Genomic DNA, 19,122 nt, shown 5'->3' on the forward strand with positions numbered 1-19,122 from the left:
GCATGGCCACCGAGACACTCTCCCGGGCGCGCCGCCGGTCGCCCGGCCTGCCCTCGGGCGCCCGCGGCCTGGCCGGCTCCGCGCTGGTGATCCTTCTGACCTTCGTCGTATGGGAGGTCGTGGTAAGGGCCACCGGCACGCCTTCCTACGTGCTGCCCGCTCCCACCGCGATCGTCTCGACGGCGGACTGGGCTGCGGTGCTCGACGCCGCCCGGGCCACCGCTGTGTCCGTCGTGGCGGGTTTCGCGGCGGGCAACGCGGCCGGTCTTGTGCTGGCGCTGCTCATCTCGGCCTCGCCGGTGCTCGCCGCGCTGCTCTATCCGTTCGCGTTGACCCTGCGGGCGATCCCGATCGTCGCGCTGGCGCCTTTCATCACGCTGGCGTTCGGCCGTGGCACGGCGTCCACGGTGGTCGTGGCCGCGCTCATCGTGTTCTTCCCGACGCTGGTCAACGTGCTGCTCGGGCTGCGCTCGGTCGAGCGGGAGGCGCTGGAGCTGATGCACGTGCTCGACTGCGGCCCGCTGACCGTCTACTGGCGGGTACGGCTGCCGGCGGCGATGCCGGCGTTCTTCGACGCCATGCGGATCGCCGCGCCCGCGGCGGTGCTCGGCGTGATGACCGCCGAATGGGTCATCGGCGGCAACGGCCTCGGCAAGCTCGTGATCAGCTCGGCGCTCGCGCTGGAGTCCGAGAAGATGTGGGCGGCGATCCTCACGTCCACCGTCCTGGCGGGGCTGGTCTTCGCCCTGGTCACGGTGGCGGAGCGGCGGCTGGTGCGATGGGCGGCGCGGTGATGGGCGCCCATCGCGGGCAGCGGCCCCTCCTCCTGCGCTGCCGTGCTCTCCTGGCCCACGCCCGTGCCGTACAGGTAGAGGACGCCGGGGTGCTCGTGGAGGGCGGCACGGTGGTCAGGGTCGCGCCGTTCGCCGACCTGGCCGGCGAGGTGCCGGCGGACCGTACGGTCACCCTGGACGGGACCGTCCTGCCCGCCTTCACCGATGCGCACTCGCACCTGCGCGCACTGCCACTGGCCGAGCAGGGCGTCGCCGACGCGTGCCTGGAGATCTGGGTCGTACGGCTCACCGGGACGACCGCGCTCGATCCCCATAACGACGCGCTGGTGGCGGCAGCGGACCTGGCGGCCACCGGGGTGACGACCGTTCAGGCGATCCACCACACCTTCGCCCCGCCGGACGAGTACGCGGCGGGCGTCGGCGCGGTGGTCTCCGCGCTGGAGAAGGCGGGGCTGCGCGCCGAGTTGGCGCTCGGCCTCACCGACCGGAGCGAGTTCCTGCCCGAACGGGCGCACGCCGCCTGGCGGGGGGCCGAGCGGCTGGCGGCGCCCGGGCGCGGCGTGGCCCCCGCCGACTTCCCCGGTCTGTTCGCCGCCGCCGACCTGCGCGGCACCCGGCGGGTACGGCTCGGCGTCGCGCCGGTCGCGCCCCAGTGGTGCTCGGACGCGGCGCTCGCCGCGCTACGGCGCTGCGCCGCGGGCGGACTCCGCGTCCACACCCACCTGCTGGAGAGCCGCCACCAGCGCGACTGGTCGGCGGAGGGGGACCCGACAGGGATGCTCGACCGTTGTGGCCTGCTCGGCTCGAACCTGTCGGCGGCGCACGGGGTCTGGCTGACCGGTGCGGAGATCGGGCTGCTCGCGCGGCGCGGTACCGCGCTTGTTCACTGTGCCACCTCCAACCGGAGGCTCGGGTCCGGGGACGCGCCGGTACGCGCCTGGTTGGACGCGGGGGTGAACGTGGCGCTCGGCCTGGACAGCCAGCACGAGTCCGCCCCGGACATGTTCGCGGAGATGCGTGCCGCGCTGGCGACCGCGGAACGGGCGGGTGGGCCGCTGACCCCGCGGGAGGTGCTCGCGCTGGCGACCGAGGGCGGCGCCGCGGCGACCGGTCACGGGGCACGGCTGGGCCGGATCGCACCGGGGTACCGTGCCGACCTGATCGCGGTCGCGTCCGGACACGGGCGCGGCGACGTGGTGGACCGGATCGTGTACGACACGGCTCGTACGGACGTGGCCGACGTCTTCAGCGGGGGACGCCGCCTGGTGGAGTCCGGGGTGGCCCGGTGCCATGCCGAGGCGGACGCCGCGCGGGCGCGGCTGCGTGCGACGCTCGCCGCCGACCGGGCCGCACGTGCCGCCCGGCTGACCGCTCTCGCGGCGCACGAGGAGCCGCTGCGCGGCCTGCTCGCCGGGGTGGAGGCATGATGCGCGTGCTTCCGGTTCTGGCCGAGCCCGTCTGCCGGGCCGAGGACCTGCTGGGCGAGGGCCCGGCCTGGGACACGGCGACCGGCACGCTGCTCTGGGTCGACGTGCTGCGCTGCCGGGTCTACCGGCACGTGCCGGACACCGGGGAGACCTCGTTCCGCGAGTTCGGGCACGCGGTCAGCGCGGTCCTGCCCCGCGTGGACGGAGGGCTGGTCGTGGCCGCGCGGTCCGGCCTGACGCTGCTCGACGCGGCGGGCGTGGAAGAGCGGACGGTCGAGGTGCCGGGCGAGCCCGCGGGAAACCGGCTCGGCGACGCGGGAGTGGACCCGGCCGGGCGCCTGTGGTTCGGCACACTCGACGCAGACATGCTTCCCGGCCGCGGCGGGCTGCATCGCATCGCCCCCGGCGGGGCGGCGCCGGAGCGGATCCTGGACCGGACCAGCGTCGCCAACGGCATCGGCTGGTCACCGGACGGCACTCGGATGTACTTCGTGGACAGCGCCACCCGGCGAGTCGACGTGCTGGACTACGACCCGGCCACGGGTACGGCGAGCGGCCGCCGCGCGTGGGTCACCGTGGAGGACGAGGCCGGGGTGCCGGACGGGCTCGCGGTGGACGCCGAGGGCGGGGTCTGGGTCGCGCTGTGGCGCGGCGGGCAGGTGCGCCGCTACCGGCAGGACGGCAGCCACGACGCGACGGTCCCGCTACCGGTCCGCCAGGTGACCAGCTGCGCGTTCGGTGGCACGGAGCTGGACCGGCTGTACATCACCACGGGCCGGGTCGAGATGGACGGGCGGCAGCTCGCAGCCGAGCCGGAGGCCGGAGCGGTGTTCGCCGCCGACGTCGGGGTGCGCGGGATGCCGGTCCCGCCGTACGCGGGCTGATGCGCGGCGTGACGGCCGCGGGCGGGCCGCGGGACGGGACGAGGAAGGACGGACGATGACCATCGCGCAGGGGTTCGAGTGCTCCGACGCCGCCGAGCCGTACGGCGGGGCGGGTGCTGGGGGACGGGACGGAACGCCTCGCAAGGGCGCCGGAATGGGCGGCGGGATCGTGCCCGGTGTCTTCCCCGGAGCGGAGTCGATGCGTCCCACGCTGCTCGGCGAGCGCTGGGCGGTGGTGGCCGGGCACCCGCTGGTCAGCCAGATCGCCGCCGAGGTGCTCGGACGCGGCGGCAACGCGGTGGACGCCGGGGTCGCCGCCGGCCTGGCCTCCAACGTGGTGCAGGTGGACATGGCCAACTTCGGCGGCATCGCGCCGATCCTGGTCCGACCGGCCGGGTCCGGCACCGTACACAGCGTGGCGGGGGTCGGCGTGTGGGGTCGTGAGGCCACCCTGGACGCGCTGCTCGCCCGGTACGGCGGGGCGCTGCCGCTCGGCGGGGCGCCGTCGATCGTGCCCGGCGCGCCGTCCGGCTGGATCACCGCGTTGCGGGAGTTCGGCACGATCGGCTTCGCCGAGGCCGCCGCTCCCGCGATCGCGCTGGCCGAGGAGGGCTTCCCCGTCGACATGCGCACAGCCGCAAGCCTGGCCGTGATGGGCCGTGGATTCGGGGCCTGGGAGTCCAGCCGGTCGGTGTACTGGCCGCGCGGGCGCGCTCCACGAGTGGGCGAGCGGCTGGTCCAGCCCGAGCTCGCCGCGCTGCTGCGCGCGTTGGCCGACGCCGAGAGCGCCGCGCTGCGCGCAGGTGCGGACCGGGCGGGCGGCCTGCGGGCGGCGCATGACGCGTTCTACCGGGGAGAGCCCGCGCGGGCCATCGCCGCGTTCGTCACCGGCGCGGGCGGCTTCCTGGACGCCGAGGACCTCGCGGGATACGCCGCCGAGGTCGCGGCGGCTCCGGCCGTGCGGTTCGCCGGCCGCTCGGTACACGTCACGCCGTCGTGGAGCCAGGGCCTGATCGTCGCGCAGGCGCTCGGCATCCTGGACGGCTACGACCTGGCGGCGGCCGGTCACAACAGCGAGGAGTACCTGCACCTGGTGACCGAGGCGCTCAAGCTGGCCTTCTCCGAGCGTGAGCGGTGTTACGGCGACCCGGCGCACACCGGGCTCGATCCCGCCGAGCTGCTCGCCCCCGCCCACCTGGACGCGCTGCGCGCCAGGATCGGCACGCGTGCGCTGCCGAACCTTCCGACCCTGCCGTCCGGCACGCCCCGGCTGGGCTCCACCACCGCGGTGGTGGTGATGGACGGGGACGGCACCGCGTTCGCGTCCTCGCCCAGCGACACCATCGACGGCGCGCCGATCATCCCCGGGCTGGGCATCCTCTGCTCCCCTCGGGGCGTGCAGAGCCGCCTGGTCGCGGGCCATCCGAACGCGGTCGCGCCCGGCAAGCGGCCGTGCGTCACCCCGGCCGCGTTGATCGCGCTGGGCGACCTCAACGGCGGCGCGGAGTGCACATCGGAAGGCACCGCGGACCCGTCGGTCACCGCGATGGCCTGCCCTGGCGGCGACGTCATCGTCCAGGCGATGCTCCAGGCGTTCCTGAACGGCACGGTCTTCGGCATGACCGCGCAGCAGGCCGTGGAGGCGCCGCGGGTGTTCGGCTCCAGCTACCCGGGCGGCTTTCACCCGCATCCTTCCGGGGAGGGCCTGCTGCTGGTCGAGGACCGCGTCCCCGAGACGGTGCGCGACGGCCTCGCCGCGCGCGGGCACCGGGTACGGCCCTGGCCGGCCTACGAGTTCGACGCCGGGTCCGTGCAGTCCGTGGGCGATCTGATCCCCCCGCGCCACGGCGAGCGGCGCGTCCTCGCCGCGGGCGCCGACCCCCGGCGCAGCGCGTACGCGATCGCCCGATGAGCCACCACCGACCACCACCCCTGGAGGGCAGTCACGTGGACACCGAAGAGGCCGTGGACCTTTTCGTCAACGGAACCCTGATGCGCGGTCTCGCGCTGCACCCCAACCTGGCGGGCGCCGAATTCCTCGGCGAGGCGCGCACCGCGCCGCACTACCGGGTGCACTCGATCGGCGACGTGCATCCCGGCATGTACCGGCTGCCGCCGCACGAGGCCGGACCACGCGGCGTCTCGGTCGCCGGGGAGGTCTACCGGGTTCCGGCCGAGGTGCTGCGCCGGGTCGAGGACGGCGAGCCTCCCGGTCTGTACCGGGGTCCGGTCGAGCTGGCCGACGGCCGCGTGCTCAGCGGCATCCTCTACCCGCGCGAGCTGGCCGAGGGCGTCCACCTGGACATCTCCCCCTACGGAGGCTGGCGGGAGTACACCGCCGCCATGCCCCGGCCGGCCCGCGCGGGCGCCGTGGCCACCTGGACGTGGCACCACAGCGGCGTCGTCGTACCGGACCTGGACGAGGCCGTCGACTTCCACCGGCGGGCGCTGGGCTTCGAGGTGGTCTTCGAGGCACGCGGCATGACCGACCTGATCCGCGCCACGGTCGGGCTGCCCGGCATCCGCTGCGACCTCGCGCAGTGTGTCTCGCCGGTGAGCGGCCAGCGGCTTGAGCTGCTCGCCTTCCACGACGTGCCGGCGGGAGCCGACCCGCGGCTGCCGGTGTGGCCGGGAATCGGCCACACGGCCTACCTGGTGGACGACATCGACCTCGCGCTGGCCGAGCTGACGGCCGCGGGCGGCGAGCTGATCGGCCGGGTCACGGAGTACGCCGAGGGTCGTGCAGCGTACTGCTGGACGCCTTCCCGCACGGTCGTCGAGCTGGAGGAACAACCGTGTCCCAGCCACTAGGGAGGCGGGACGGCGAGGGCACGACGCGCACCCGGAACGAGAGAGAAGGAGCCACGGTCATGGACGGTCCGACGCTGGTGGAGCGATACTTCGCCATGGTGCGAATGCGCCGGTTCGAGGAGGCGTGCCTGGCGGGCGTGCCCACCAGGGAGATCCACGGCGAGCTGCACATCGGGATCGGCCAGGAGGCCGTCGCGGCGGGCATGATCGGTGCGCTGCGCGACGACGACGCCCTGGTCAGCACGCACCGCAACCACCTGCACGCGCTGGCCAAGGGCGTACCGGTCAGGCCGATGCTGGCCGAGATCTACGAGCGGGCGACCGGGCTGTGCGGCGGTTTCGGCGGCCACATGCACCTGTTCGACCTGGAACGCCGGTTCTCCACCACCGGCATCGTGGGGTCCACCCTGCCGGTGGCGCTCGGCCACGCGTACGCGGCGCGGATCGAGGGCCGGGACTCGGTCGCGGTCGGCGTGACCGGCGACGGCGGCGCCAACACCGGGGGCTTCCACGAGAGCCTCAACATGGCCGGCGCCTGGCGGCTGCCGCTGGTCGTGCTGATCGAGAACAACGAGTGGGCCATCTCGGTGCCGTTCGAGGAGTCGACGGCCACGCCCACGCTGGCCGAGCGGGCCGCCGCGTACGGCGCCTGGGGGCGGCGGGTGGACGGGCTCGACGTAGAGGCCGTCGCGGAGGCGTTCGGCGAGGCGGTCGCGCACGCCCGCGCCGGGCACGGCCCGGCCGTTCTCGAGGCCACCTGCTACCGGTTCCGCGGCCACTACGAGGGTGACCTCGACCTGTACCGCCCGGCGGGCGAGAAAGACCGCCGCCGCCAGCAGCAGGACCCGCTGCCTCTGACCCGGGAGCGGATCCTGGCGCGCGGCGCGGCCACCGAGGCCGAGCTGGACGCGGTTGAGGCGGAGGTCACGGCGGCGATCGCCGCCACGCTCGCCGAGGTCCGCGCCGACCCACTGCCCGACCCCGCCACCGCCCGCGACCACGTGTTCGCGGCCGCCCGGAAAGGCCTGATCTGATGAGCACCGGCACCGCCGTACGGAACATCAACGTCTCGCAGAGCATCGCCGAGGCGCTGCGCCTTGAGATGGAGCGTGACAGCCGGGTCCTGGTGCTCGGCGAGGACGTCGGCCTGCAGGGCGGCGTCTTCGGCAGCACCCGCGGCCTGCAGAAGGCGTTCGGCCGGGACCGGGTGCGCGACACCCCGATCTCGGAAATGGCCTTCACCGGCATGGCGGTGGGCCTGGCCATGGAGGGCTACCGGCCGGTCGTCGAGATCATGTTCGTGGACTTCATCGGCGTCTGCCTCGAACAGGTCTACAACGCCGCGGCCAAGATCCGGTACATGACCGGCGGCCGGGTCGCCATGCCCATGGTGATCAAGACGGCGGGCGGCTGCATCGGCTCGGGCGCGCAGCACTCGCAGTGCCTGTGGGGCACCTTCGCGCACCTGCCCGGGCTGAAGGTGGTCGCGCCGTCCTCGCCGTACGACAGCAAGGGGCTGATGGCGGCGGCGGTGGAGAGTGACGACCCGGTGGTGTTCATCGAGCACAAGGGCCTGCTGCTGCAGAAGGCCGGCTCGTTCGCGCATGGCGCCGAGGTGCCCCGCGACCGCTACACCGTGCCGCTCGGCAAGGCCGCCGTCGTGCGGCAGGGCACCGACCTGACCCTCGTCACGCTCAGCGCCACCGTCGGCGAGAGCCTGGCCGCGGCCGGAGAGCTGGCCGCCGAGGGAGTGGACGTCGAGGTGGTGGACCTGCGCAGCGTGGTGCCGCTCGACCTGGACACGGTCGCCGCCTCGGTGGCGCGCACCGGGCGGCTGCTCGTGGTCGACGAGGACTACCTCGGCTTCGGGCTCAGCGGCGAGGTCGTCACCGGCGTGATCGAACGGCTCGGCCCCCAGGCACTGCGCCAGGTCGCGCGGCACGGCACCCCCGACGTGCCGGTGCCCGCCGCGATCAGCCTGGAGCAGGCCGTGGTCCCGCGCCGCGCCTCGATCGCGCAGGCCGTACGCGCGATGGGAGCGGCCTCGTGAGCTCCTCGATCGTCGTTGTGGTCGGCGCTGCCGGTGCGCTGGGCCGCGCCGCGTGCGACGCTCTCGCAGGTCGCGGCCACACCGTGTGGGCGGCCGACGCGGTCGATCCCTCCGCCGCCCTGCCCGGCGGGGACGGTCACCGGTCGAGCCTCGTGGACGTGACCGACCAGGAGTCGGTCGACCGGCTGCTGGCCGACGCCGGCGCGGGCGGACGGCTCGACGGTCTGGTATACGCCGCAGGCGTCAACTACACGGGCCCGGTGGCCACCACCGACTGGGCCGAGTACGACCGGCTGATGGCGGTCAACCTGCGAGGCGCGTTCCACACTGGGCAGGCCGTGGCCCGGGTGCTCGCGGCCGACCCGCACCCCTTCGGCACCGTCTTCCTTGCCTCCACGGCGGGACTGCGCGGCGAGGCCGGCGGTTCGGTCTACTGCGCGTCCAAGTTCGGCCTGATCGGCTTCGTGCAGAGCTTCGCCGCCGAGATCGCCGGACACGGCGGGCGGGCCAACGCGGTATGTCCCGGAAACGTGGACAGCCCGATGCTGCGGCGCCTGGCTGCCCAGGTGGCCGAGCGCGAGGGCGCGACCGAGGCCGAGGTGCTCGCCCGGTTCGCGGACGCCTCCGCGTTCCGCCGCCTGCTCGACCCGGCCGAGGTGGGACGGGTCTGCGCCTGGCTCGTCTCGCCCGAGTCCTCCGGGGTCAGCGGCCAGACCGTGGTCGTCGACGGCCCGCCCCCCTCCGGCTGACCTCATCGACATCCATCCGCCCATCCCGCGGCTCAGCCGTAACCAACCACAGGAACGCAATGATCTCGCTGGACAGCGTCATCGCCGACACCTCCGCCCTGATCGGCATCGACAGCCAGAACCCCGGACCGCTCGAGGGCAAGTGCGCCGAATGGGTCGGCAACCGGCTCACCGACGCGGGCCTCTCCCCTGCGCGCATGCCGGTGGCCGAGGGCCGTGACAACGTCGTCGCGCGGGTGCCCGGCGACCCGGCCGCACCTCGCCTGGTGTTGCTCGGCCACATGGACACCGTCCCGGTCGGCGAGGGCTGGACCCACCCGCCGTTCGGCGCCGCCATCGCCGACGGCCGCCTGTACGGCAGGGGCGCCTGCGACATGAAGGCCGGACTCGCCCTGGCGATCAACCTGCTGGACGCCCTGACCACCGGGGGCCGCCCCCCGCGAGGGGACGTCGTGCTGGTGGCCACGGTGGACGAGGAGGCCCCGGACATGGCAGGCGCGCACCGCCTCGTCGAGAGCGGCTTCCTGCGCCCCGACGACCAGGTGCTTGCGCTGGAGCCCACCGGTATGCGGCTGCGCATCGCGCAGATGGGCCTGCGCTGGCTGACCTTGCGGGTGCACGGCCGCATGGCCCACGCGGGGCGCGCCCATCTCGGCATCGACGCCAACCACCTGACGGCCAAGGTGGTCGACCGGCTCAAAACGGTCTTCGCGGCCCTGCCGTACGAGGACCCGGTGCTGGGGCGGCCGCGCTTCACCTGCGGCGTCTTCAGGGGCGGGGTGGCCACCAACGTGGTGCCCCCCTCCTGCGAGGCGCGTCTGGACGTGCGGATCGTGCCGCCGATGACGCCGAAGCAGGCTCAGGCCCTGGTCGAGCGGGTCGCCGCGGGCGTGGTGGCCGAGCACCCGGGCGCGCGCTACGAGATCGAACCGCTCGGCGCCGAGCGACCGCCGGTCCGCGCGGCCGACGACGCGCCGATCGTGCGCGGCATCCGGACCGCCTACCAGACGCACACCGGACAGCCGGTCCCGGTCGGCGGCGCCGACGGGCACGAGGCGTACACGGACGCCTCGATGGTCGCCGCGCTCACCGGGAGCACCTCGTGCACGGTCTTCGGCCCGGGCGCGACGGACCAGGCGCACACCGCCGACGAGTACGTCCCGCTGGCCGACCTCGACCTCGGAGCCCACATACTCTGGACATTGGTGGAAAATTGGTGATATATCGGTCTTTTCCCGACATTCGGGAGGTCTAGCGGCGTTTCAGGGAGGGACATGACGGGCGACGAGCCTCACTGGGGTTCCGACGCTGTCGAGGCCCTGCCCACGGTCGCCCAGGTGCTGGAATTCCCTTCGCTACAGCAGGGCCGTCCCCAGGTCGTGGCCGGCGCGGCCGGGCTGGACGCGCCCGTGCGCTGGGTACACGTGAGCGAGCTGCCCACCATCGCGCCGATGCTGCGCGGCGGCGAACTGATCCTCACCACCGGCATCGCGCTGGCCTCCGACGACGCCTCCCTGGCCCGGTTCATCGGCGAACTGGCCGGGGTCGGCGCCGCCGGGGTCGTGGTCGGGCTCGGGCCGAGATTCCTCGACTCGGTGCCGCAGGCGATGCGCTCCAGCGCCGAGCGGCACCGGCTGCCGCTCGTGCTGCTGCTGCGCACCACGCCCTTCGTGGGGATCACCGAGAACGTCCACTCGCGCATCCTGGAGAAGCAGATCGAGGAGCTGCGAGCCTCCGAGCGCATCCACGAGGCGTTCAACGAGCTGACGGTCGAGGGCGCCGAGCCCGGCGACGTGCTGCGCCAGGTCGCACGGATGTCCGGACGGCCCGCCGTACTGGAGAACCTCGCCCACCAGGTCCTGGCCTTCGACACCGCGGGGCAGCCGGCCGAGAACGTGCTGGAACAGTGGGAGGCCCGCTCGCGCAGCGTGCAGACCGGTGCCCGCACCTCCTACGACCAGCACACCGGCTGGCTGGTCACCACCGTAGGAGCGCGCGGCGAGGACTGGGGCCGGCTCGCGCTCGTCTCGGTCCCCGGCCCCTCGCACCGGCTGACCATGCTGGTCGAGCGGGCCGCATCCACACTCGCCCTCGGCCGCCTGGTCACCCGCGACCTGGAGACGCTGGCGCTCCAAACGCACCGCACCCTGCTGTCCGGGCTGCTCTCGCCCAAGCAGACCAGCGCGGAGATCGCCCTGGAGGCCCGCGCCGTCGGCGTCCCACTGGACGGCCGCCAGCTGGTCGCCGTCGTGCTACGCACCCGCGAGACCCTGCCCTCCAACGCCTACGACAGGCAGGCCGTACTGCGCGCCGTGGCCGGGGTGGCGACCGGCGCCGTACGCGAGGCGGGCCTGCTCGCCCTGGTCGGCCCGGTCGAGGACGCCGTGATCGGCATGCTGGTCTCGCTCGGCCCGCGCGAGGACGGCCACGCCGCGGTCGAACGCCTCGCCGCCCGGATCCGGCGCGGTTACCCCGACGGCCGGTACGTCATGGCCGTCGGCGACCCCGTGTCCTCGGTCGCCGAGGTACGACGGGTACTTCTCGAGACCATCCAGGTGGCCGACGCGGCGATCCGGATGCCCGAGCGGCGCTCGTACTACCGCCTGCCCGACCTGCGGCTGCGCGGCCTGCTCCAGCTGATGCGCGACGACGCCCGGCTCCAGACCTTCGCCGAGCGCGAGCTGCGCCCGCTGCTGCTCTACGACGAGAAGCACGGCACCTCGCTGATCGCGCTGCTGCGCGCCTACCTGGAGTCCGGCAGGAACAAGACCGCCGCTGCAGAGGCCGCGCACGTCTCGCGGGCCTGGATGTACGAGCGGCTCACCCGGATCAGCCGCATCCTCGGCGCCGATCTGGAGTCCGAGGAGGTTTGCGTCTCCCTGGAGGTCGCCCTGATGGCCCTGGACGCCATCCGCAGCTGACGTTCCCGCGTCCCGCCCGGGTCAGCCGGAGACCTCAGCGGCGGCGGCTGTCGTGCGCGTGGGCGTGAGGAAGCGCGAGGCGAGAAGGACGGCGCCGACGCACGCGAGCTGGAGCAGCGGGGCCACGACCGGCGCGCGCAGGGCAAGCAGCCCGCCAAGGGCCGCACCGCCGATCAGTCCGAGCAGCAGCAGCGCGCTGAGCTGGACGTCCCGCAGCGGCTTACCCGCCGTCAACCGCATCACCAGCGTGGTCAGCGTGCCGGTGAGGTACGTCGTGGAGAGTCCCGGCACCCCGAACCGCTGCACACTGCTGCTCTGGATGCCGAGCGCGCACGCGTTGAGCGCCAGCAGGCCGAGCGCCCCCGTCTCCGACACCTTGCCGCCCGCGACCATCCAGAACGCGGCGTAGACCATGAGCACGGCGAACTCGACGGTGAGCGCCCGGCTGATCTGGGCTGGCCAGACGGGGTCGTCGGAGCGGGCGCTCCCGGCCAGCCGATGGCCCACCGCGCAGCCGATCACGAAGCAGATGATCGCCGCACCGGCGTGCAGGGCGAGCGCTCCGTTCCCTTGAGCGCCCGACACGCCGAGGAGCACCATGTTCCCGGTCATCACGCTGGTGAAGGCGCCGCCCAGGAGAAGCAGGCCGATGGCGTCGGTCGCGCCACTGTTCAGGGAGAGCAGCACGACCAGCAGGTCACGCTTGCGGGAAGCACCAGACAAAGGAGACTCCTAGGGGATTTGAGGCATGAGGTTACCCGCGCCCCAAATGACTAAGGAGGTGTCGATATGTCCGGTATCGCGCGCCTTGCATTGACGATCTGTCACCGCGTGCGCGACGCGGCCCGCGTGCCGGCGTGTTTCATACCGAGCGGATCGGGGCTGTGCGGAGAATGTAAACGGTGGGGGCTCGATCCGCGCCAGTTGGGCACGCATCTCGTCGGCCTTCTTCCCGGACCGGCTGTCCACGTCTAGCCGGCCTAGTTCGTCGGCGAGCACTGCGCGGACCCGTACCGACCGGATCTCCTCGACGTCCCGCACGATGCTCAGCAGGACGTTGGGCGTCCGCCAGGCCTGGTCCATGTCGAAGTCGCTGGCGCAGTTCGCGAGCCGCTTCGGGGAGATGTTGAGCACGCCGGCGAAGCTGAACTCGGGCTGGCTGAGGAGCGTGAAGAACAGCCACTGCTGCTCGCGACCTTCTGCGCGTTGGCGGGGTCCAGGGTGTAGACGTACTGGTACATCGCCGCCGCAGCCGCCACCGCACCCTGCGGGGTGTGCGGAAACCGCACCGGGTACTGGCCTTTGAAGTAGTCCGCAGGCTTGGGCAGGGCAGTTGTACGGTGCACCGCCACCGGGCCGCCCGTCGAGGGCACGCCCACCGACGACTGCGGCGGTGGGCCGAGCGGGGCCGCGCCTAAATCGCCTCGTCGGGTTAGCAACACGATGACCAACACCACCAGCACCGCGATCACCGCGACGGCGATCGCGAGCATCCGGCGCAGCCGCCGCCGTGTCAGCTCACCCAGTTCAGAGGCCGAGGGCATGGACGGCTACTCCCTCAGCCATCGGCCACCCCTTGGGCCATGTCCGCTCCCCCAACGGCCGGATCGCACCATCCGCGTCCTCTGCTCGGGCGCCCACCACGGCGGAACGCCCCCTCAGCAGCACCCGCCGCCGCAGCTGTCCGGCGCCGGTGAACTCCACGGCCGGCGATTCGCGGCAGTGCTTCAGCACCGTGGCCAGCGTGCTGCTGCCCGCCGCTCCATGTTCACCGATCAGCGTCACTCATCGCCCGCGTCGGACTCCACGCCACCCCCGGACCCGCCCCGTTGTGCAGCCAGCTACCGCGCTTTCACTGGACTCCCTGTTTACCACGCAAGATCAACAAGAGTCGAGGGGTGCGTTGCTTGCGTCCCTGAGGTAGTGATGCTCCTTGATCGGCATGCGGAGTCCGGCCGGAGACCGCCGCTTCGGTGGATCAGCGCAGCGTGGTGGATGACCGTCTCCCAAGATCTGAGTGGACTGCGGGGCATGGTGGGCGCGGGGATGGCCGCCTGGAGAACACCGTTTCCATTGGCCAGTCCAGAACGCCGACCCCTGGGATATCGATGTCCTGGCCATGGCCTGAATTGCGGGAAGGCTGGACTCATCCGTGGACCGTCGAACGATGCTCATCCTCGCCGCTGGAATGACCGCCGAAGCCGCGGTCACCCTCAAGGTCACTGCGAAGAAGATCTCGTTCTTGTCCTACTCGTGCAGCTTTAAGACCGTTTAATCCCGTTTTACGCCAGTCTGTCAGAGAAAAGGTGGGTTCGGGTTGTTCGATTCCTGTCGAACCCTACTGACGCGTAGTTGATAAGCCTGTATGCTCCCTGGCGACGATCTTGTTGCGCTCTAAGCGCTTCGCGAAGATTGTCCCTGTGGGTGCCCGGCACCCGTTTCAGGGGATCTTGATACAGCTACCGCTCAAAAGGGGGACCAACCTATGAAGACCACCACCCTCAAGCGCCTGTCCGCAGGGATGGCCACCGTTGTCGCAACCACCACCGTGGCCGTCACTCTGCTGTCGGGCGTGGCCTCCGCCCAGACGATCAGCCGGATTTACTCGTACACCACGAAGGGCGCGACGCAGTGCCACTCTGACGCCAACGCGGCCGGCCCCGGCTACTACTGCACCACGACCACGATCGCCGGCACCAAGTATTGGGCCCTGGCGCATGCATAAGTTGATCCTGTGTTGCTTCTCGTCGGGATGATCGCGGCGTACGCGGGGATCTGACCGATGAAGAGCGGCAGGTACTGGAGCCGATGCTCCCGGATACGGCCGGACGTGCTCGTCCGGCCGTATCGCTGAAACGCCGGCTCGGCCGCTGCCGCCTTGAGCGAGTTATCGAACAGATACAACGTCGCCGATCTGTGTGACCCCAGTAGCCATTCTCCCGGAGCCACCTCACGGAGCAGGGAGTGGAGCCCCGGACGGTTTTTGTTCGTCGGTAGGGATTGCCGAGGTTGGGCGCCCCGCGAGCTTCGGCACAGCTTGGTGGGCACCGGCGGGCACTTCCCCCGACTGGCTCGGCCGGGGCAGGAGAGCGGTGAGCCGATGGATGATCGCCGAACAGGCGCAGGTACCCAAGAGCACCGGCCGTGGCGAGGACCGGCTGGTGGTGATCGGCGACGAGCACGGTATCTGGTGCGCGGCCGTCATCGACGGTGCCACCGACAAGTCAGGACGCATCTACCAAGGACAGAGCGGCGGTGCACTGGTGTAGTCGGTGGAGACGAAGGTGTCCGTCTGCAGCGCCAGTGTCGTCCACGGGTCGATGGTCACCGGGTACTGGACGCTCAGATCGGCCAGGAAGCCCGAATCGGGCCTGAGCACCAACACCGGGCCGGCTTTGCCGTTCTCGATGCTGGTGGCCACAGCGGCGCGACGGCCCGCGTCCGGCGAATCCGCGGCGGCGTCCCACATCTGCGGCTCGGGCGCGCCTGCGACCAGCCGGCCGGAGGTATCAGTGAGCCGGAGGCGTCCGGATGTGTCCTTGGCGAACCGCAACCCGGCCAAGGCCAAGGGCATGCGTACTTCGAGAGGGCCGCTGGGCCGTTTCCTCAGCACCACATCGTGTGTCATTCCTGTGGGCAGAGCAGTGGCGACCAGGTCGCCGTCAGGCACCACATCGCGATAGGTCGCCACGTTCCCCTGCACGACGGGCCTGGGCAGTGGCTTACCCCACCGCACGCCGAACGACTCGCCCCTTGCCCAGCTTCACCAGAGGCGCACTGCCGCCGTTGGAGAACTCGACGTCGGCTTGGGCGACCCGGGGCCGCAGCACTCCGTCCTGTTCCACCAGCGTGGTGTCGATCGGCTTCAGGGAGCCGTCCTGTTCGGCGCGGATCGGGCCGGAAAAGAACTCCGTCCGCAACGACCCGTCGGGATTGGCGTAGGTGGTGCTGCGATCATCGCGCAGCGACCAGATCTCCACGCGCTCTCCTTGACGCTGGGCCGCCTCCAGCGCCGAGTGCCGGTCCGGCATCTCGGTGACGGTGTCCTGCTGGGGTGAGAGCGCTTGGGCCGGCACCGCCAGGAGACCGCCGGCCAGCGCGACCGCCAGCAACCCAACTCCCAGCGATGCTGGTCTAAATGTAGACAAAAACCATATCCTTCTCGAAAGGGCGTAAAACAAACGGGCCCTACCTTGCACGCCCTTTACACGACTCCTGTCCGGAGTCTGACCGGCAATCGGCGGACGGGCGCCGTCCGGTTCCAGAGCGCCACCGCTGCCCGTCACCTCCTTAAACCCTCCCAAGGCCGTAAATAGGACGAAACATGCGAAAGCTCGTTTGTTTGATCGGCATATCGGGAACCGGGCGCGGGGCTGCCCACCGGCAGGCCGTCGGACGCCCTGAGACCCGCGGGTGCCGCCTAAGATCACAAGGGTGGTGAACGCGACTTCTCGGCCGACCGCTCGGATCCTTCTCGCCGATGCGCTCGACCGCCTGCTGCTGTTCCAGGGCAGGGGTGAGGGCGAGCGGCGCAACCAGGAGGCATGGTTCACGCCGGGAGGGGGCGTGAAGGCGGGGGAGTCTCTTCCCGTCGCGGCCTCCCGGGAACTGCGGGAGGAGACCGGGCTGCTCGTCCCTTCCGAGGAGATGGGGCCGGTGGTGGCCGTCACCACCGGTCACTGGCAGGGCGACAAGACCCTGTACCTCGCGACGGACTCGTTCTTCTTCCTCCGCGTGGAAACGTTGGAGGTGGACACCTCGGGGCAGGAGGAGACCGAACTCGCCCTGCTGACGTCACATCGCTGGTGGACGCTGCCTGAGCTGCGCGCCACCCGTGACCGGGTCACGCCGTTCCACCTCGCGGACCTGATGGAGCGCCTGCTCGGCGGTGACATCCCCCGATCGCCGGTCACCCTGCCGTGGCACGGCGAGCGGTACTCCGCACACGACCCCATGGCATGACGCGTCTCGTCGGCGGTTCGCGCGTTCAAGGCTTCCTGTCCGAGGGCGGCTTTGTGCGATTGGGCTGCTCAGTGAGTTCCGCTCCCGCGTGGTCGCACACGGGCTGGAGGAACTGGCCCTGGACCTGCCGGTGACCGCCCTCATCGAGCGGGGTCTGCTCAAGGCGGGCGGCAAGCAGCGCACCGACTCCACCCATGTGATCAGCGCGGATGGAGTCCGAATGACAGACCAAGGTCTCGTGCGCGATCGCTCTTAGCGGGATGGCCGCGCACCGGCAAACGCCCGGCGGGTTCCTCGGACGGTGAGGGAGCAGCAGTACTTTCACCTGGTCCGGCTTGCGTGGAACCTGAACAAGCGGGGTCTACGCGCGGCGGTTGATCTACCGTGCGTGTCGATGTGGTCGATGAGGGTTCGGCCAACAGCATTCCGCAGATCCCGGCGAAGGTTGACCCGCTTAGCGAGAGCGGCCGTGGGCTGTGGCTCGTCCGGGAGCTGTCCTCAGCCTGGGGGTGGGGACAGGACACGACGAGCCGAACGGTCTGGTTTGAGGTGACGCCATGATGAGCATGCCTGGCGTGATCATCTACCTCACGAAGATCCGGTGAAGTCACGATGAGCGCCGGTCATGGCGTGCGGGGAGTGGCGCGGATCCAGGCGTGGTCGCCGGTGAGGAACTCGGCGAAGGCGAGGCCGGCCGAGGCCAGTTCCGCCGCCAGTTCCTCGTTCGTCATCCGGCGCGAGGTGAACGACTGGGTCCAGACCTTGCCGTCCAGCTCGTATCGCGTGGTCCCCGAGAAGACGTCCGGAGCGGGCCGGCTGAGCTCGGCCAGGGTGATGGAGCCCCCCTCGAAGGTACGGCCGCCGCCCACACGCCACGCGTCGTGCGCTTCCGGGGGCTGCCACTGGATGAGTACGGAACCGTCGTCGCGGACGTGGCGACGGCAGGCGGCGAGGAGCTCGCCTCGCAGGGCGTCGTCGGGGAGGTTGACGAAATACGAGGCCAGCAGGACGGCGTCGAAGCGCCGATCGAGCCGCAGGTCCTGGATGGACGAGCAGACCGTCTCGGCGCCGTGGACCCGCGCCAGCATCTCGGGCGACTCGTCGACGGCCACGACGTGGTAGCCGAGGCCGACGAGAGGATGGGTGACCCGGCCGCTGCCGGAGCCGAGTTCCAGGATGGAACCCGACTCGGGGACCACCGCTCGGATGATCTCCGGTTCGTCACCTGCTTCGAGCAACGCGTAGAACTCCACGGGCGAGCCATCGGGGGTGATGACGCCGGGACCGGTGCCCCGGCTTGTCTCTGCGCTCATGCGAACGAGACTACATAGGACTTCACTCCGCGAGGCGGATCAGCTGAGCCGGAGCCCCTCGTACGAACCCATCTACGAAATCGGTTTCCCAAGGAGCCGGTGGTCGCGGAAGGATCATGGGCATGAGGATTCGATACCCCGCCCCGTTACGTCCCGGTGACCGTGTCGGTGTCACCGCCCCTTCCAGCGGAGTCGGTGAGCAGTTGCGCGAACGCCTTCAGGTGGCGATCCGCACGGTGGAGGAGCGCGGGTACGAGGTGGTCGTCGGGGAGTGCATGTACGGCTCCGCGCACGTCAGCGCCCCAGCGGCGAAGCGGGCGCGCGAGCTGATGAAGATGCTCACCGATCCGGGCATCAGGGCCGTCGTGCCGCCGTGGGGCGGGGAGACCGCGATCGACCTGTTGCCGCTGCTCGACTGGGACGCGCTTCGTGCGGCCGACCCGACGTGGGTCGTGGGCTTCTCCGACATGTCGACGATCATCACGCCGTTGACGATGCTGACCGGGGTCGCGACCGTGCACGGCAACAACCTGATGGACACGCCGTACCGCGCGCCCGAAGGGCTGCTCACCTGGCTGGACATCGTGACGATGGAGCCGGGCGCGACGTTCACCCAGACTCCGCCGAATCGCCACCGGGCGCGGGGGTGGGACGATTACCAGACCTCTCCCGAGGTGAGCGAGTTCACGCTCGACACCCCGGGGCGGTGGACGCGGCTGGACGGTGACGGTGACGTGCGGGCCGAGGGGCGGCTGATCGGAGGCTGCGTCGAGACCCTGTGCAACCTCACCGGCACGCCCTACGGCGACATGGCGGCCTTCGCGCGGGCGGCGGCGCCCGAAGGGCTGCTCGTCTACGTCGAGGCCGCCGGCCACGACGCGGCCACCATCTGCGGGAACCTGCACGGGATGCGGCTCGCCGGGTTCTTCACCGGAGCCAACGCGGTGCTCGTCGGGCGTACACAGGCCCCGGGCACCGGTTCCCTCACCCAGCACGAAGCGGTGCTCGACGCCCTCGGCGGCCTCGGCGTGCCGGTCATCGCCGATGTCGACTGCGGTCACGTGCCGCCGTACCTGCCCATCGTCAACGGCGCGCACGGCCGGGTGGTGTACACCGCGAACCGCAATGAGCTCACGCAAACCCTGGGCGGTGCGCCACGTTGACCTGGGTGGTCTGTGGGGAGATGCAGATCATCGCGCATATCGTGCCCT

The 19,122-nt window shown here is 71.5% G+C and carries 20 protein-coding genes; 15 read left to right on the top strand and 5 right to left on the bottom strand.

The window, feature by feature from the left end:
* Positions 1–2 precede the first annotated feature (2 nt).
* Genes OG589_RS17185 through OG589_RS17230 form a run of 10 tightly spaced genes read left to right on the top strand, consistent with a single transcriptional unit; the run spans position 3 to position 11,636 of the window.
* A complete protein-coding gene (locus OG589_RS17185; protein ID WP_405150220.1) occupies positions 3–794 on the top strand; it encodes an ABC transporter permease in 792 nt (263 codons plus the stop codon).
* Positions 779–2,221: an amidohydrolase family protein gene (locus OG589_RS17190; RefSeq protein WP_405150222.1), complete on the top strand. Its 1,443-nt coding sequence runs from the start codon at positions 779–781 to the stop codon at positions 2,219–2,221. The genes OG589_RS17185 and OG589_RS17190 overlap by 16 nt, the downstream gene beginning before the upstream one ends.
* Positions 2,218–3,105 (top strand): SMP-30/gluconolactonase/LRE family protein, encoded by an 888-nt coding sequence (locus tag OG589_RS17195; RefSeq protein ID WP_405150224.1) that lies wholly within the window; start codon positions 2,218–2,220, stop codon positions 3,103–3,105. Before OG589_RS17190 ends, OG589_RS17195 begins: the two co-directional genes overlap by 4 nt.
* A 55-nt stretch (positions 3,106–3,160) precedes the next feature.
* A complete protein-coding gene (locus OG589_RS17200) occupies positions 3,161–5,017 on the top strand; it encodes a gamma-glutamyltransferase family protein (RefSeq protein WP_405150225.1) in 1,857 nt (618 codons plus the stop codon).
* Between the two features lie 35 nt (positions 5,018–5,052).
* Positions 5,053–5,916, top strand: coding sequence for a VOC family protein (locus OG589_RS17205; RefSeq protein ID WP_405150227.1), 864 nt, complete (start codon positions 5,053–5,055; stop codon positions 5,914–5,916).
* A gap of 59 nt (positions 5,917–5,975) precedes the next feature.
* A complete protein-coding gene (locus OG589_RS17210) occupies positions 5,976–6,950 on the top strand; it encodes a thiamine pyrophosphate-dependent dehydrogenase E1 component subunit alpha (RefSeq protein ID WP_405150229.1) in 975 nt (324 codons plus the stop codon).
* The gene (locus OG589_RS17215; protein WP_405150231.1) at positions 6,950–7,966 is read left to right on the top strand and encodes an alpha-ketoacid dehydrogenase subunit beta; all 1,017 of its coding nucleotides are present in this window, start codon (positions 6,950–6,952) and stop codon (positions 7,964–7,966) included. The genes OG589_RS17210 and OG589_RS17215 overlap by 1 nt, the downstream gene beginning before the upstream one ends.
* Positions 7,963–8,715 (top strand): SDR family NAD(P)-dependent oxidoreductase, encoded by a 753-nt coding sequence (locus tag OG589_RS17220; RefSeq protein WP_405150232.1) that lies wholly within the window; start codon positions 7,963–7,965, stop codon positions 8,713–8,715. Before OG589_RS17215 ends, OG589_RS17220 begins: the two co-directional genes overlap by 4 nt.
* Positions 8,716–8,774: 59 nt before the next feature.
* Positions 8,775–9,935, top strand: coding sequence for a M20 family metallopeptidase (locus OG589_RS17225; protein WP_405150234.1), 1,161 nt, complete (start codon positions 8,775–8,777; stop codon positions 9,933–9,935).
* Between the two features lie 54 nt (positions 9,936–9,989).
* Positions 9,990–11,636, top strand: a complete 1,647-nt coding sequence (locus OG589_RS17230) for a PucR family transcriptional regulator (protein ID WP_405150235.1) — start codon at positions 9,990–9,992, stop codon at positions 11,634–11,636.
* 21 nt (positions 11,637–11,657) lie between these two features.
* On the opposite strand, the gene OG589_RS17235 is transcribed toward OG589_RS17230, so the two are convergent.
* Positions 11,658–12,359: a YoaK family protein gene (locus OG589_RS17235; RefSeq protein WP_405150236.1), complete on the bottom strand. Its 702-nt coding sequence runs from the start codon at positions 12,357–12,359 to the stop codon at positions 11,658–11,660.
* A gap of 9 nt (positions 12,360–12,368) precedes the next feature.
* Positions 12,369–12,770 (bottom strand): hypothetical protein, encoded by a 402-nt coding sequence (locus OG589_RS17240; protein ID WP_405150238.1) that lies wholly within the window; start codon positions 12,768–12,770, stop codon positions 12,369–12,371.
* 1,351 nt (positions 12,771–14,121) lie between these two features.
* Between OG589_RS17240 and OG589_RS17245 the strand changes: the two genes are divergently transcribed.
* Together OG589_RS17245 and OG589_RS17250 are read left to right on the top strand one after the other, a co-directional pair.
* Complete coding sequence (locus OG589_RS17245) at positions 14,122–14,361, top strand: hypothetical protein (RefSeq protein WP_405150240.1); 240 nt, start codon at positions 14,122–14,124, stop codon at positions 14,359–14,361.
* Between the two features lie 367 nt (positions 14,362–14,728).
* The gene (locus OG589_RS17250) at positions 14,729–14,905 is read left to right on the top strand and encodes a hypothetical protein (protein WP_405150242.1); all 177 of its coding nucleotides are present in this window, start codon (positions 14,729–14,731) and stop codon (positions 14,903–14,905) included.
* On the opposite strand, the gene OG589_RS17255 is transcribed toward OG589_RS17250, so the two are convergent.
* Both OG589_RS17255 and OG589_RS17260 read right to left on the bottom strand, forming a co-directional pair.
* Positions 14,872–15,327 carry a hypothetical protein gene (locus OG589_RS17255; RefSeq protein WP_405150244.1) on the bottom strand — a complete coding sequence of 152 codons (456 nt, stop codon included), beginning with the start codon at positions 15,325–15,327 and terminating at the stop codon, positions 14,872–14,874. The genes OG589_RS17250 and OG589_RS17255 overlap by 34 nt on opposite strands.
* A gap of 31 nt (positions 15,328–15,358) precedes the next feature.
* Entirely contained in the window at positions 15,359–15,748 is a 390-nt protein-coding gene (locus OG589_RS17260; RefSeq protein ID WP_405150246.1) for a hypothetical protein, read from the bottom strand.
* A 325-nt stretch (positions 15,749–16,073) separates the two neighbouring features.
* Here OG589_RS17260 and OG589_RS17265 point away from each other — a divergent pair, with 325 nt between their 5' ends.
* Positions 16,074–16,598: an NUDIX domain-containing protein gene (locus OG589_RS17265; protein WP_405150247.1), complete on the top strand. Its 525-nt coding sequence runs from the start codon at positions 16,074–16,076 to the stop codon at positions 16,596–16,598.
* Between the two features lie 88 nt (positions 16,599–16,686).
* A complete protein-coding gene (locus OG589_RS17270; RefSeq protein ID WP_405150248.1) occupies positions 16,687–16,854 on the top strand; it encodes a hypothetical protein in 168 nt (55 codons plus the stop codon).
* A gap of 367 nt (positions 16,855–17,221) precedes the next feature.
* On the opposite strand, the gene OG589_RS17275 is transcribed toward OG589_RS17270, so the two are convergent.
* Complete coding sequence (locus OG589_RS17275; protein WP_405150250.1) at positions 17,222–17,911, bottom strand: class I SAM-dependent methyltransferase; 690 nt, start codon at positions 17,909–17,911, stop codon at positions 17,222–17,224.
* Positions 17,912–18,033: 122 nt separating this feature from the next.
* On the opposite strand from OG589_RS17275, the gene OG589_RS17280 reads away from it, so the two are divergent.
* The gene (locus OG589_RS17280; protein ID WP_405150252.1) at positions 18,034–19,074 is read left to right on the top strand and encodes a S66 peptidase family protein; all 1,041 of its coding nucleotides are present in this window, start codon (positions 18,034–18,036) and stop codon (positions 19,072–19,074) included.
* Positions 19,075–19,122 lie beyond the last annotated feature (48 nt).

The organism is Sphaerisporangium sp. NBC_01403 (genome assembly GCF_045040145.1).
In the GTDB taxonomy this organism is placed as follows: Bacteria; Actinomycetota; Actinomycetes; order Streptosporangiales; family Streptosporangiaceae; genus Sphaerisporangium; species Sphaerisporangium viridialbum.

What these genes read in the sequence shown, in the direction of transcription:
- OG589_RS17210 (WP_405150229.1), top strand. Translation starts at nt 5,976, where the DNA reads ATGGACGGTCCGACGCTGGTGGAGCGATACTTCGCCATGGTGCGAATG.
- OG589_RS17195 (WP_405150224.1), top strand. Translation starts at nt 2,218, where the DNA reads ATGATGCGCGTGCTTCCGGTTCTGGCCGAGCCCGTCTGCCGGGCCGAG.
- OG589_RS17230 (WP_405150235.1), top strand. Translation starts at nt 9,990, where the DNA reads ATGACGGGCGACGAGCCTCACTGGGGTTCCGACGCTGTCGAGGCCCTG.
- OG589_RS17215 (WP_405150231.1), top strand. Translation starts at nt 6,950, where the DNA reads ATGAGCACCGGCACCGCCGTACGGAACATCAACGTCTCGCAGAGCATC.
- OG589_RS17245 (WP_405150240.1), top strand. Translation starts at nt 14,122, where the DNA reads ATGAAGACCACCACCCTCAAGCGCCTGTCCGCAGGGATGGCCACCGTT.
- OG589_RS17185 (WP_405150220.1), top strand. Translation starts at nt 3, where the DNA reads ATGGCCACCGAGACACTCTCCCGGGCGCGCCGCCGGTCGCCCGGCCTG.
- OG589_RS17280 (WP_405150252.1), top strand. Translation starts at nt 18,034, where the DNA reads ATGAGGATTCGATACCCCGCCCCGTTACGTCCCGGTGACCGTGTCGGT.
- OG589_RS17225 (WP_405150234.1), top strand. Translation starts at nt 8,775, where the DNA reads ATGATCTCGCTGGACAGCGTCATCGCCGACACCTCCGCCCTGATCGGC.
- OG589_RS17190 (WP_405150222.1), top strand. Translation starts at nt 779, where the DNA reads ATGGGCGGCGCGGTGATGGGCGCCCATCGCGGGCAGCGGCCCCTCCTC.
- OG589_RS17200 (WP_405150225.1), top strand. Translation starts at nt 3,161, where the DNA reads ATGACCATCGCGCAGGGGTTCGAGTGCTCCGACGCCGCCGAGCCGTAC.
- OG589_RS17275 (WP_405150250.1), bottom strand. Translation starts at nt 17,911, where the DNA reads ATGAGCGCAGAGACAAGCCGGGGCACCGGTCCCGGCGTCATCACCCCC.